13 protein-coding genes and 1 pseudogene are annotated in these 11,894 nt (G+C 64.8%); 8 read left to right on the plus strand and 6 right to left on the minus strand.

Features of this window, described 5'->3' with window-relative positions; translation table 11 throughout:
- Positions 1-3 precede the first annotated feature (3 nt).
- Together NA5_RS10475 and NA5_RS10480 are read left to right on the plus strand one after the other, a co-directional pair.
- Positions 4-936, plus strand: coding sequence for an AfsA-related hotdog domain-containing protein (locus NA5_RS10475; RefSeq protein ID WP_062984480.1), 933 nt, complete (start codon positions 4-6; stop codon positions 934-936).
- Positions 937-947: 11 nt separating this feature from the next.
- Complete coding sequence (locus NA5_RS10480) at positions 948-2,279, plus strand: protoporphyrinogen/coproporphyrinogen oxidase (protein WP_084484016.1); 1,332 nt, start codon at positions 948-950, stop codon at positions 2,277-2,279.
- Positions 2,280-2,378: 99 nt separating this feature from the next.
- On the opposite strand, the gene NA5_RS10485 is transcribed toward NA5_RS10480, so the two are convergent.
- The gene (locus NA5_RS10485; protein ID WP_062984482.1) at positions 2,379-2,852 is read right to left on the minus strand and encodes an NUDIX domain-containing protein; all 474 of its coding nucleotides are present in this window, start codon (positions 2,850-2,852) and stop codon (positions 2,379-2,381) included.
- Positions 2,836-3,597, minus strand: a complete 762-nt coding sequence (locus tag NA5_RS10490) for a DUF5919 domain-containing protein (RefSeq protein ID WP_062984484.1) — start codon at positions 3,595-3,597, stop codon at positions 2,836-2,838. Before NA5_RS10490 ends, NA5_RS10485 begins: the two co-directional genes overlap by 17 nt.
- Positions 3,598-3,773: 176 nt before the next feature.
- Here NA5_RS10490 and NA5_RS10495 point away from each other — a divergent pair, with 176 nt between their 5' ends.
- From NA5_RS10495 to NA5_RS40260, 3 genes are all read left to right on the plus strand, one after another.
- Positions 3,774-4,163 (plus strand): hypothetical protein, encoded by a 390-nt coding sequence (locus tag NA5_RS10495; RefSeq protein WP_062984486.1) that lies wholly within the window; start codon positions 3,774-3,776, stop codon positions 4,161-4,163.
- Positions 4,160-4,423, plus strand: coding sequence for a hypothetical protein (locus NA5_RS10500; RefSeq protein WP_062984488.1), 264 nt, complete (start codon positions 4,160-4,162; stop codon positions 4,421-4,423). Before NA5_RS10495 ends, NA5_RS10500 begins: the two co-directional genes overlap by 4 nt.
- 158 nt (positions 4,424-4,581) lie before the next feature.
- Positions 4,582-4,809 (plus strand): hypothetical protein, encoded by a 228-nt coding sequence (locus NA5_RS40260; protein WP_157110323.1) that lies wholly within the window; start codon positions 4,582-4,584, stop codon positions 4,807-4,809.
- Between the two features lie 9 nt (positions 4,810-4,818).
- Here the strand turns inward: NA5_RS40260 and NA5_RS10505 are convergent, their stop codons facing one another.
- Both NA5_RS10505 and NA5_RS10510 read right to left on the minus strand, forming a co-directional pair.
- Positions 4,819-5,589, minus strand: coding sequence for an AfsR/SARP family transcriptional regulator (locus NA5_RS10505; RefSeq protein WP_062984490.1), 771 nt, complete (start codon positions 5,587-5,589; stop codon positions 4,819-4,821).
- 211 nt (positions 5,590-5,800) lie between these two features.
- A complete protein-coding gene (locus tag NA5_RS10510; protein WP_063813285.1) occupies positions 5,801-7,384 on the minus strand; it encodes a long-chain-fatty-acid--CoA ligase in 1,584 nt (527 codons plus the stop codon).
- 226 nt (positions 7,385-7,610) lie between these two features.
- Here NA5_RS10510 and NA5_RS10515 point away from each other — a divergent pair, with 226 nt between their 5' ends.
- The gene (locus NA5_RS10515; RefSeq protein WP_063813278.1) at positions 7,611-8,702 is read left to right on the plus strand and encodes a methyltransferase; all 1,092 of its coding nucleotides are present in this window, start codon (positions 7,611-7,613) and stop codon (positions 8,700-8,702) included.
- Here NA5_RS10515 and NA5_RS10520 read toward each other — a convergent pair.
- Positions 8,699-8,911, minus strand: a complete 213-nt coding sequence (locus NA5_RS10520) for a hypothetical protein (RefSeq protein ID WP_157110324.1) — start codon at positions 8,909-8,911, stop codon at positions 8,699-8,701. The two genes, NA5_RS10515 and NA5_RS10520, sit on opposite strands and share 4 nt — an antisense overlap.
- A 254-nt stretch (positions 8,912-9,165) precedes the next feature.
- Here NA5_RS10520 and NA5_RS10525 point away from each other — a divergent pair, with 254 nt between their 5' ends.
- Both NA5_RS10525 and NA5_RS10530 read left to right on the plus strand, forming a co-directional pair.
- Positions 9,166-10,314: an alpha-hydroxy-acid oxidizing protein gene (locus tag NA5_RS10525; RefSeq protein WP_062984498.1), complete on the plus strand. Its 1,149-nt coding sequence runs from the start codon at positions 9,166-9,168 to the stop codon at positions 10,312-10,314.
- A gap of 78 nt (positions 10,315-10,392) precedes the next feature.
- Positions 10,393-11,670, plus strand: a complete 1,278-nt coding sequence (locus NA5_RS10530; protein WP_245672183.1) for a glycosyltransferase 87 family protein — start codon at positions 10,393-10,395, stop codon at positions 11,668-11,670.
- A 6-nt stretch (positions 11,671-11,676) separates the two neighbouring features.
- Here the strand turns inward: NA5_RS10530 and NA5_RS10535 are convergent.
- Positions 11,677-11,894: pseudogene (locus tag NA5_RS10535) on the minus strand (cytochrome ubiquinol oxidase subunit I); the annotation flags it as partial.

Raw genomic sequence — 11,894 nt, forward strand, 5'->3', positions numbered from 1 at the left:
GCAATGCCAGAGGAACTGCTCACCAGCACACTGAGTTTCGAACAAACCGTGCCGTGCTCCCTGGCTCATCGACGCTGTCTCGGTGAGGTTTTCGTCGCCGACACCGCGGCCGTCGGGCCGGGGGAGTACTTGGCCGCGATCCAGATTCCGCGCGCACACTCCCTGTGGTCGGATCGCCGAACGGACTTCCACGACCCGCTCGCCGCGGTCGAGGCAATCCGTCAGGCCATGACCGTACTCGGACACCGATATCTCGGACTTCCCCTCGGCACCGCGCTCAGCCTGCAGCGGATGACCGCCGAAATCGAGGATCACGGCGCACTGCGCGACACCGGAACTACGCCACTGGAAGGCACCGTGCGCATCCGCACCGACCTCGGATCCGGCAGCGGCCCAGGCTATCTCGCCGATCACTCCTTCGACGCCACATTGGCCGTAGCAGCCGTGCCAGCGCTCACGGTGCGCGGTGGTGGCATCGCATTCCCACCCGAAACCTACGCCGAATTCCGCGACCACCAACGCCGCAATCGTGCCGAACAAGCGATGCCAACCGAAATTCCCGCACCCGTGGCACCGGACCGGGTGGGACGGCGCGATATGCGCAATGTCGTCGTCGGCGGCGATCTGGAACTACTCGTGGATCGCCGACATCCATCCTTCTTCGACCACCCCTACGACCACGTCCCCGGTCCGCTGATATTGGAGGGCTTCCGACAGGCCGCCCTGGTGGCCGCGGGCGAGCCATTCGCACTCGGCTCGATCGAGGCCACCTTCACCGGCTTCGCGGAGTTGGACGGCCCGCTCATCTTCACCTATCAGGTCGACGCCGATCCGGACTTCGGCGCCGATGTCGAATTGGCGCTGTCCCAGTCCGGCGTCCGGATCGCCGACTGCCGCATCGAACTCACTCCTTACCCATCCGACGCGCAGAACTGAGGAGACCCGCGATGGAGAACCCGAAAACGGCCGATCGGCGGCTCGCGGTCGTCGGCGCCGGAATCGCAGGCATGACGGCGGCACTGCACCTGCAGAAGGCCGGATACGAAGTCGAACTGATCGAGCAGATGGAGGTGCTCGGCGGACGCTTCGGTGTCGATCGGCTCGGCGAGCGCCCGGTCATGACCGGCGGCAAGAATCTGGGCCGCAAATACCGTGCGCTGCGCGAATTCCTGGCCGAATTCGGCGAGCCAGAATACGAGGAGTTCGGCATCAACACCTCCCGTGTGCTGGACGGCGAAATTCTCACCCTCGACAGCAAACAGAGCGCCTGGGACAAGATCAGTCGCCTGCGCCGCCTCGGCCCGGTTCGAGACCTGCTGAAACTGGCCTATCTCGGGTTCCTGGTGCGCCGCAAGGAAGAGAACCGCTTCCTGGGCTCGGCGGCCTTCACCAGAATCGCCGACCGCAAAGACGACCGGCCGCTCAGCGCGCACTTCAGCCCGCGGATCGTCCGAAATATGTTCCGGCCCATGAACGTCCGCATGAACGGCGCCGAACCGGACGAGGTCTACCTCGGCACCTTCGGCACCAACCTCAACATGATCATGGACACCTATGACCAACTGACCCACGGCATTTCGCCGATCATCGACGAACTGTCCAAAGTGGTGCGCGTGCGCACGAGCACCAAGGTCGAACAGTTGCTCATCCGCGACGGACGCGTGGTCGGCCTCGGCATCTCCGAACACGGCGGCCCGCTGACCGACCACTACTACGACGGCGTCGTACTCGCCTCGCCCGCCTACGCGAGCGCCGAAATCGTGAAGTCGGAGCTGCCCGCACTCAGCGATCTACTCGCCGAGGTCAAATACTTCCCGGCCGCGGTGGTCTTGGTCGAATACGACCGCCCCGTCTTCGGCTCCGAGGTCCGCGCCATCGTGCTCGACGATGGCCCCTGCAGCAACGCCGGTGTCTACGGCATCAACGACCTACACATCGTCCGCTACACCTTCAGTGGCCGCCAGGCCCGCCCCACCCCCACCGACACCGTCCTAGACCAGTGGATCGACGACGCCGAACACCGCCTCACCCGCTTACTCGGCGTGGAACACGTGAATCGCGTACACACGGTCAAACGCATCTGGGATGCGGCGTACTGCGCCTACGTGCCCTTCCACGGAAAGTTCCTGTCCCAGGTGCACTCCGAGGTCGCCGCGACCCCCGGCCTCGAACTGGCCGGAGACTACCTGCGCGGTGCGCCACTCGAGGCGTCCTGCCGCTCCGGCCTCGAAGCCGCCGACAAACTGCTTAACCAGCTGAAATCCGCTGTCCCCGCCTGACATTCCCCGCGCCAAAGCGCTCACGCACAGCTTCTGATCTTCGGCCCGACGTGTCCTGCGGAGTGTCGGTATCAAAGGTGTGCGTGAGCTCACGGGTCCCTATCCGAGATAAGGCTGGGCACGGTGTTCGGCGTGATGTCGCAGCCGAAGCCGGACGGTATCGTGCACCGGCACATCCGCAAGCTCGTCCGGAGCGAGGAATCGAACCTCGGTGGATTCGTCGCTGACCATGATTCGGCCGCCGACAACACGGCCGTAGAACGTGATATTGAACTCTTGCCGCACCTCACCATCGGCATACGCGATGATGTGCTCAGGGTCGGTATAAATTCCGAGCAATCCCGTGATCTCGATGTCCAACCCCGACTCTTCTTTGGTCTCCCGAACCACGCACCGCTCCAGCGTCTCGCCGATCTCCATCACACCGCCCGGCAACGACCAATTACCGGAGTCGCTGCGGCGCTGCATGAGGATCGCACCACGCTCATCGACCACCAGCGCCGACCCTCCCGGAACCAAACTGTTCGCCTTGGGCGCGTTGGGGTCTCGGTAATAATCACGCCGTCTGCTCATATGGAGCTCCTTGAGAGTAGGGTGCGACAGTTTCCCAGATCTGTTCGGCCTGGTCGGCGAATGACGAGAAGATTCCGTGCGGCGAAAGTTGCCTCAGGTACAGCGCCGGGTGTTGATATCCTCGGGCCCGTACCAGATACGGGGTAACAATCATCCGATCATCGAATCGGAATACAGAGTTATAAAGATGCGTAGTGTGCAATCCGATCTGGCAACCGTGGGTGTTTGTTAGTTGGCCGAGCATGCTCAGTGCGTTACGGATTCGACCAGGCAGCGTTCCGCGCATCTGTTCCAGGTTGTCTCGCTCGGCGACGTGATCGCAATCGGGGTCTGCGAACGCCAGTCGGACCCGAGCGCCGCTTCGGCATTTGTCGCGGATGATGTCGGCCGCGTCGGGCAGCAGTTCGAAGACGAACGGATAGGCGTAGCCGATGATGTCGATTTGTTCGGTTGCCTCGAGTAGCAGTGATATCCACAAGTCGTTTGGGATATCGGCTCGGTGGGCGTATGCGCTGAGCACCTCGGCCGTCGCGGGTGCCCCGGCAGTCAGATCGGGGCGTGTCTGTGGCCACAGCGTGGTCTCGGATTCGTTCAGCGCTTCAGCCACCGCGAGGCGGGTTCGCCGGTGCGGTACTCGCCCGGCCAGCCACCGGTTGACTGTCTTCACGTCCACGCCGACCCGTGCGGCAAGCGTGGTCGAGTCGAGTTCGGCTCGCAGCATTGCCGATTCGAGACGTTGGCTCATACCGGAACCATAAGGGACACACCTCGGACGTTTCGATGGTTTGAAAGTGTCCATCCAAACGTCCTCTGCGCAGTTCAGGGGTCCGTGCCGTGGTCATAGCGTTGAAAGCGGCCGCCTGGAGCTGGTGAAACGCCCCAGCTTTGGGCGGGCCTACCAACCACGGTGAAGGGGATGAAATGAACACACCTACCACATGTGCCGCTGTGCCGCGCAGCGGCGACTCCGCACATGCGCGTCCCATTCATTCGCTCACGATTGCCGAAGCGCAGCGAATCATGCAGCAACACAAGGCTTGCCGCGCGGTAGGTTGCCCGCGCAAGGCAACCGCGCTGCGTTGCTTGGTCCGAGAAGGCAAGCTCGTGCCCGCAACGGTGAGCCCCCGTGAACGCGCCGCCACCCGCGGCCTGCGGTTCCCAGTCGCCGAGCAGCACCTGCCGGTGCGGGTCGGTCCGGAGCTGCAAACCCTGCTCGATGTCATGGATGGGCTGACCAACCTCACTGTCGACTACCACGCCCGCACAGCTCGCCTGTTTCCGGGCAGCCACGAATCGAGCCCCCGACGGTGACCGGCGTAGACCGCATCCACACCACCGAAATCAACGGCATGCAGGCGACCTGGCAACTGGATCACCATCGCATCCAGATCTTCGCCGTGCACGATACTGCTGGCCGCTCGGTGTTGCCTTCCAGTCACTGGCTCGACCGGGTGCAGGCGCGCGAACGATGGCCGGAACTCACAACACTGTGGGACGCGATCCGACGAGACTTCTGGGCCGAACTCACCCCACCACAGCCACATTCACGCTCATACGAGACATCGCCGTGATCGCCGAGCCCACACCACAGACACCCCGACCAGGTTCTCCAGCGCTCGACGCGATCCGGGACTGGGTTGCCGCACTAGAGGCCGCCGCCGGTCCAGGTTGGCGCGTGCGTGGTGAACCCAATCCACCTTATGGCTGGAATCTGTTGAACGAGCAAGGTATGACCGTACGCAGCGGCAGCCTCGACCGGCTCGAGCAGTGGCTCGAGGCTCGGGCGCTCGATAAGCCGAGACTGCTCCGATCCCATCTGGCCGCCGTCGACGCAACCATTTACGGAAAGGATGATCCGGCTCCAGAAGAAGCACAGAATTGCTTGTCGGCAAATCAGATTCGGCCTGTCTGCACGGGCGCGCTGGCGTTGGTACGAGGCGACGAAGCGTCGTCGTAGGCGGCGGGCTCATGCCGGAGCTCGATACACCCTCGGTTGCAACGAGGAATCCTGCGTCAGGATCAGGTGATGCAGCCGCTGCAATTCGTGTCCGGGCTCGATGCCCAACGTATCGACAAGTGTGCTGCGCGAGCGGTGATAGACGTTGAGGGCGTCGGCCTGGCGTCCCGAGCGGTAGAGCGCGAGCATGTATTGCCGGTGGAAGCTTTCGCGCAATGGTGCTGTGGTGGTGAGCAATTCGAGTTCCGGCGTGATCTCGCGGTGCCGTCCACACGCCAGTTCGGCGTCGAAACAGTCTTCGTAGGCGTTGAGGCGTTCGTCTTCGATGGCGGTCAGTTCGCTCCAGGCGATGCCGGTTTCGACCAGGTCGGCGAGGGCGTTTCCGGACCACATGCCGATCGCCTCGCGTAGGTGCAGCCTGCCCCTTGCCGGTGCGCCCGCATCGAGTTCGGCGCGGCCCAGTCGGGTCAGCTTGCGGAAGCGGTGCAGGTCAACCACTTCCGGATCGACTTCGAGTCGGTAGCCGGGGAGCTGGGTCAGCAGGGTCGCGGAATGACCGGCGAGCACCTTGCGGATCGCGGAGACCGCGTTCTGCACGATCTTGCGTGCGGTGGGCGGTGGATCGCCGTGCCAGAGCGCATCTCGGATGCGGCTGGTCGGCACGACCTGATTATCGTGCAGGAGCAGGTAGCCGAGCACCGCCCGGCGGGTTACCCCGCCGAGATCGATCTCGCTGCCGTCGGCGCTGATATCCAGCGCACCGAGGATACGGAATTCCATTGCGCCGCCTCCCGATCGAGCCACTGTAGCGGTATCAACCAGGTGTATCAGGGGCACTGGTCGACGAGGTACCCCTACCCGCGGCCCCTTACTGGTGCCGCGTCCGGATTGCATGCTGCGCGGCAGCTCGCCGAGCGCAGTGATACGGCGGCCGAATTCGTTGTGGACGATCACCATTCGACTACGTTCGACGGGGACTTGCGCACCCTTACTAATTGACCGCGCGCTTGCGCCCCTGCCAGAACTGATCGCGCAGCTCCCGGCGCAGGATCTTGCCGCTGGCATTGCGGGGCAGGAAGTCGATGAAGAGGAAGTGTTGCGGCCGTTTGAAACTGGCCAGCTTGTCGCGTAGGAACAGCGACAGCTCATGCGGCGTCACGCTCTGCCCGGGGACGAGCGCGATAAACGCATGCACTGTCTCACCCCATCGTTCATCGGGCGCGCCGACGACCGCGGCTTCGCGTACCGCCGGATGCGAGACGATGACATTCTCCACCTCGGCCGGATAGACATTCTCACCGGCGACGATGATCATGTCCTTGATCCGGTCGCTGATATACAGATAACCATCCGCATCCAGATATCCGGCATCGCCGGTGTGAATCCAGCCGTCGACAAGTGTGGCCGCGGTCGCCTCCGGCCGCTTCCAGTACTCCACCATCGGCGCGGGGCCGTGCACCACCACCTCACCGACTTCGCCGGGCGGCAACGGCTTCCCGTTCCGATCCAGCACCTGGATCCGCGCCCCTCGATACGGGAACCCGGCCGAGCGCAGACGGGGATTGCCGACCCAATGGTCATCGGGCGGGAGAAAGGTGATGGGTGTCGCGGTTTCGGTCATCCCGTAGAACTGCAGGAATTCGCAGCCGAATTGCGCCATGCATTGCGCGAGCATGTCCTCCGGAATCGGCGACCCGCCGTAGGCGACCAACCGCAGCTTGCCGAAGTCGGCCGGGCTGACGCCGGGCTCGACGAGGATGAGCGCCAACATGATCGGCACCGCGTATACCGCCGTGACCCCACGCGTCCGAATGGCCTCCAGCGACAGGCCGGGCGTGTATTCGGGCAGCACCACCGTGACGATGCCGTCGATCAGCCCCTGCACCACCCAAGCCAGTCCCGCGATATGGAATCCGGGGATCACGACCAGCGCGACATCGTCTTCGGGCACCTCCAGCCACTCCAGTTCCGATTCGTGGCGCACATCGCGCACCGCGAACAGGCTCTGCTGCGCGATGACCACACCCTTGGACTTCCCGGTCGTGCCGCTGGTGTACATCTGCAGCAGCGGGTCGAAGCGCGAAACCGCGCTCTGCGGCGGCGTATCCGGCTGATCGGCATACCATGCGGTGAATCCGGCGCCCGCGGTTCCGGCAAGATCCATCCGACGCAGCACCAGTTCGGTGGAGACCTCCGGCAGCGCACTCGCGGCGGCGGCCTCGCGACCGGCGTCGACGAAGAGCAGCTTGCAACCGGAATCCAGGAGTACATGGGCGATTTCGGCGACGGTGAGTCGCCAATTGATCGGCACCAGCACGATTCCGGTATGCGCCGCCGCGACCAGCAGCTCGTAGAACCGTGCGCTGTCGTGTCCGAGATAGCCGATCCGGTCGCCCGCGACCAGCCCCTCGGCCAGCAGCGCATTGGCCACTCGGCACGAGTTGTGATGCAGGGCAGCATAAGTCGTCTCCCGCGCGCCGCAGATCAGCGCTACCGCGTCCGGCCGATGCCGCGCATGTTCGCCGATGACCGTCGGAAGTCCGATCGTGCTCGATTCCATTGTGGACTGCGACATCATGTGCTCCTGGATTTCGGGTGCGGGCGGCCACGGGTGTTGTCGACGAACCCGCCATCACGGTATCGATCTGCGGTAATCGCGCAGTAACCGCGAAAACCCTTCGCTCGGTGCACTTTCGGACAGATAGGGGTCGCCGGTAGGGGTTGGCCTGCCGGAGTAGCTGGGGTGCCATGGTCGCGGAACCGAACGGGAGGCGGGGAGACAATGTTCGAGGAGGTCGATGATGTACTCGCCAACAGCTCTGCCGCCGCCGCGTATCGCACATGTCGTCGAAGGCATCCGGGTCCGGCTTCGACGGCTCGCCCAGCGTCTCGCACCCGCGCCGATCGGCGTGCTGGAGTTGGCCGAGGGCTGGATGATGACGCAGGCGCTCTATACCGCCGCCGCACTCGGCATCGCGGATGTACTCGCCGACGGCCCGCTGCCCGCCGATCGGATCGCGGCCGTGGTCGGCGCGGATTCGGACGCCACCTATCGATTGCTGCGAGCGCTGGCCAGCCGAAGCGTCTTCGCCGAACTCTCCGATCGCCGCTTCACGCTCACCCCGATGGCAGAAGCAATGCGCGTGGATTCGCCGACAACCGTGCGTCCGGTGCTGATGATGCTCGGCCACCCCGCGGTCTGGGCGTCACGCGGCCAACTCGTCCATGCCGTCGAGACCGGCCGATCGGGTCATGAATTGGCGCATGGGACAACCGGATTCGAGTATCTGTCGAAAAATCCGGAATTCGCCATCGGCTTCCACGAGGCGATGAAAGCGACCACCCAGCTCTCGGTCGGGGCAATTCTGGCCGCCTACGATTTCGACCGTTTCGATCGGATCGTCGATGTCGGCGGTGGCAGTGGCTATCTGCTCGCCGCCATCCTGCGCGCCGCACCACGCGCCAATGGCATTGTCTACGACCTGGATTCGGCCACCGCGAGCACCGCGCAGATCTTCGAGCGCGCCGGAGTGGGCGAGCGCGGCACGATAGCGAACGGCTCGTTCTTCGATTCCGCGCCCTCGGGTGCGGATGCCTATGTGCTCAAACACATCGTCCACGACTGGCCCGACGAACCCGCGCTGCGCATCCTGCACTCGGTGCGCGCCGCGATCGTCCCGAACGGCAGGCTGCTGCTGATCGAATGCGTCGTGCCGCCGCGCAACCGCGTGCACTTCAGCCTGTGGCTCGACCTCGAGGTCATGCTGTCCATCGGCGGCCGGGAACGCACCGCGGCCGAATACGGCGACCTGCTCGCCCGCGGCGGCTTCGCGCTGCGCCGGGTGGTCGCGACGGCCGGGCCGCATTCGATTATCGAGGCGGTACCGGTCTAGAACTCACCGCTGGTCGCCGGGTCGGCCAGCGCGCCCTCCGCGGTGCGTAATCGGTCGGTGAGTGCCGTGAGCAGGTCCATGGACTCGGTGGAAAGGCCGAGCGCCAGATGCACCAGGCGCCGTAGCGGACGGCTCTTGATCTGACCGGCCAGCAGCAGGTCGTGGTCATCGGGTAGGTCGAGGTAGTCGAGTTTCACGGCAGTTCTCACAATCTGTCAGCTGATCCGGAATACCCGTGGCTCCGGCGGTTACCCGTGCTGAAGCGGGTACGGCCGTCGGACCTCGATGCGCAGGTCATCCGGTGCGAAGACGCCGAAAAGTGACGCACATCGCACCGAGTCCCGCGCTGTGCCGTGGTCGAATGTTTCGCGGTTCGTCCGGCGTTGATCATGGGCATCAGCGTCTGATTATCCGGCAAGCGGAGACTACCCCTCCGATCGACTTCCCACCGAAGGGCAGAACAGTGGCGTTCGCGGACTATCAGAACGAGATCTACTTCGCTGGACTCGGCGGACATATGCCGGAGTTTCCGATGGACTTCGCGACGCTGGAGGCGAAGGCCGCGGCCGCGCTGCCGCCCGCGCTGCACTCCTATATCGCGGGCGGAGCCGGTGACGAGCTGACCCAACGGCGCAATGTCGAGGCATTCGAGGACTGGGGCGTGGTTCCGCGCATGCTCGTCGGCGCGACCGAGCGTGACCTGTCGGTCCAGGCCTGGGGACTGAACTTTCCCAGCCCCATCTTCATGTCCCCGGTCGGTGTGATCGGCCTGGTCGGCGATAAGCACGGAGACATCGCGGTCGCTGCGGCCGCGGCGAAATCCGGTGTACCCGCTATGTTCTCGACGCTCATGGAGGACCCACTGGAGGAGGTCATCGGTCACGCGGGTGCGACGCCGAGCTTCTTCCAGCTGTACACACCCAAGAATCGCGACCTCGCCGCGAGCCTGGTGAGCCGGGCCGAGGCGGCCGGATATCGCGGCATCACGGTCACCTTGGACACCTGGGTTCCGGGCTGGCGGCCGCGCGATCTGTCGACCGGGAATTTCCCACAGCTGCGCGGGCACGTGCTGAAGAACTACACCTCCGATCCGGTATTCCAGCAGATGGTCGGCTCGGAGGATCCGCAGGCCATCGTGCTGCACTGGGTGCAGACCTTCGGGAATTCGCTCATCTGGGACGATCTCGAATGGCTTCGCTCGCTGACCGAGCTGCCGATCGTCCTCAAGGGCATCTCCCATCCCGATGATGCGCGCCATGCGATCGATGCGGGTATGGACGGGATTTACTGCTCGAATCATGGTGGGCGCCAAGCCAATGGCGGCCTGAGCGCGCTGGAGACGCTGCCCGGCGTGGTCGAAGCGGTGGCCGACCGGGTGCCGGTGCTGTTCGATTCCGGTGTGCGATCGGGCAGCGATGTCATCAAGGCGCTCGGGCTCGGTGCGACGATGGTCGGCATCGGCCGTCCGTATGTGTACGGCCTCGCACTGGGCGGGGTTTCGGGTCTGGTGCATGTGCTGCGGATGATTCTGGCGGAGGCGGATCTGCTCATGGCGGTGAACGGCTATCCGGATATCGCCGCGGTCCGCGAGAATATCCGGCCGCGGTGCTGACTCGGGTGGTGTGCGCTGCGCGCGCGGTGCCACTACCGTGGGTCGGCGAGTCCGGACCCCGATCGCTGGGAGATGAGCGTGCCTGTATCGACGATCGAGAATGCGGCGGCGCCGACCACCGCACCGACCGAGTCCGAACGCGGCACCATTCCCACCGCCGCGTTCTGGGTGATCTCGGTCCTCGGGACCGTCGCCGGTGTGTACTACATCCACCAGGTGCGCGAAACGATGCAGGTGATGATGCATCTGATGGATCTGGGCGTCTATCAGATCGCCGGACACCGGGTGGTCGACGGTGTCTCCGTCTACGACACGCCCCTGCTCGGCCACACCCGCGGTGTCTGGGAATTCGTCTACACGCCGTTCGCGGCGCTGCTGTTCGTGCCGCTGGTGAATCTGCACGGTGACGTGTTCACCTTTGTCGGTGCGTTCGGCAACTTCGCCATGCTGACCGCGTCGGTGTGGGCGGCCCTGTCGATGCTCGGCTACCGGCGCGATCTGCGGCTCGTGCTGGTGGGCGTGCCGATCGCCGGACTGCTGATGTGGTGCGAGCCGGTGCGCGAGACCATGGCCTTCGGCCAGATCAATATCTTCCTGCTGTTGCTCGTGGTCGCCGATATGGCGCTGCCCGATACATCGCGGTGGAAGGGCGTGCTGACCGGGATCGCGGCGGGCATCAAACTCACCCCCGCCTTCTTCGTGGTCTATCTGCTGGTCACCCGCAGATACCGCGCCGCGGTGACGGCCATCGGCGCGTTCGCGGCGACCGTACTCGTCGGTCTCGCCGCCACGCCCAAGGATTCGCTGACCTTCTGGAGCGGCGCGTTCGCCGACCCCAAGCGGGTCGGCGTGCCGGAGAATCCACGCAACGAATCGCTGCGCGGTCTGCTCGCACGCACCATCGGTGTCGAGGGTGTGCACCAATTGCTCTGGCTGGCAGGCGCTTTCGCCATCGCCGCGACCTGCCTGTACCTGGCACGTCGGCTGTCACTGACCGGATACGAACTGCCCGCGGTGGTACTTGTCGGACTCACTACCACCGCGGTGTCGCCGTACAGCTGGGTTCATCACTGGGTCTGGCTAGCGCCCCTGCTGGTCTATCTGGCCGATCTCGCCTTGCGCCGTCGCGGTGTGGTCGCGTCGATCGGCCTACTCATCGCGGTGCTGGTCGCATCGGGTGGTGTGATCGCCTTCTTCGACCCGACGATGAGCAGCATCTACGACTATCCCTCGGGAAGCCACCTCGCGACATTCCTCCACAACGGATACATCTGGCTGACGCTGGCCTTGTTCGGCGCGGCCGCCGTTCAGCTGCGCCGTTCGGCACGTGACGCGATACCCGCCACCGCGCGGTAATCGGCGTCAGGACTCCGACGCGGGGGCCTCGGCCTGCTGCCGTTCGGCGACCGCCGCGGCGTGTTTGGCTCCCGAACCCCAGCCGACGTGCAGTTCGGCGCGCATGCGGTCGGCCATATGCGGATAGTGCAGTTCGAACGCGGGACGCTCGGAACGGATGCGGGGCAGTTCGTAGAAGTTGTGCCGTGGCGGCGGGCAGGTGGTGGCCCACTCCAGCGAGTTGC

Origin of the sequence: Nocardia anaemiae NBRC 100462, assembly GCF_001612725.1 — a bacterium.
Taxonomy (GTDB): domain Bacteria; phylum Actinomycetota; class Actinomycetes; order Mycobacteriales; family Mycobacteriaceae; genus Nocardia; species Nocardia anaemiae.

Excerpts from the sequence above, each read along its gene's own strand:
- NA5_RS10490 (WP_062984484.1), bottom strand. The coding sequence starts at position 3,597 with ATGAGCCAACGTCTCGAATCGGCAATGCTGCGAGCCGAACTCGACTCG.
- NA5_RS10475 (WP_062984480.1), top strand. The coding sequence starts at position 4 with ATGCCAGAGGAACTGCTCACCAGCACACTGAGTTTCGAACAAACCGTG.
- NA5_RS10510 (WP_063813285.1), bottom strand. The coding sequence starts at position 7,384 with ATGTCGCAGTCCACAATGGAATCGAGCACGATCGGACTTCCGACGGTC.
- NA5_RS10485 (WP_062984482.1), bottom strand. The coding sequence starts at position 2,852 with ATGAGCAGACGGCGTGATTATTACCGAGACCCCAACGCGCCCAAGGCG.
- NA5_RS40260 (WP_157110323.1), top strand. The coding sequence starts at position 4,582 with ATGACCGTACGCAGCGGCAGCCTCGACCGGCTCGAGCAGTGGCTCGAG.
- NA5_RS10495 (WP_062984486.1), top strand. The coding sequence starts at position 3,774 with ATGAACACACCTACCACATGTGCCGCTGTGCCGCGCAGCGGCGACTCC.
- NA5_RS10480 (WP_084484016.1), top strand. The coding sequence starts at position 948 with ATGGAGAACCCGAAAACGGCCGATCGGCGGCTCGCGGTCGTCGGCGCC.
- NA5_RS10505 (WP_062984490.1), bottom strand. The coding sequence starts at position 5,589 with ATGGAATTCCGTATCCTCGGTGCGCTGGATATCAGCGCCGACGGCAGC.
- NA5_RS10515 (WP_063813278.1), top strand. The coding sequence starts at position 7,611 with ATGTACTCGCCAACAGCTCTGCCGCCGCCGCGTATCGCACATGTCGTC.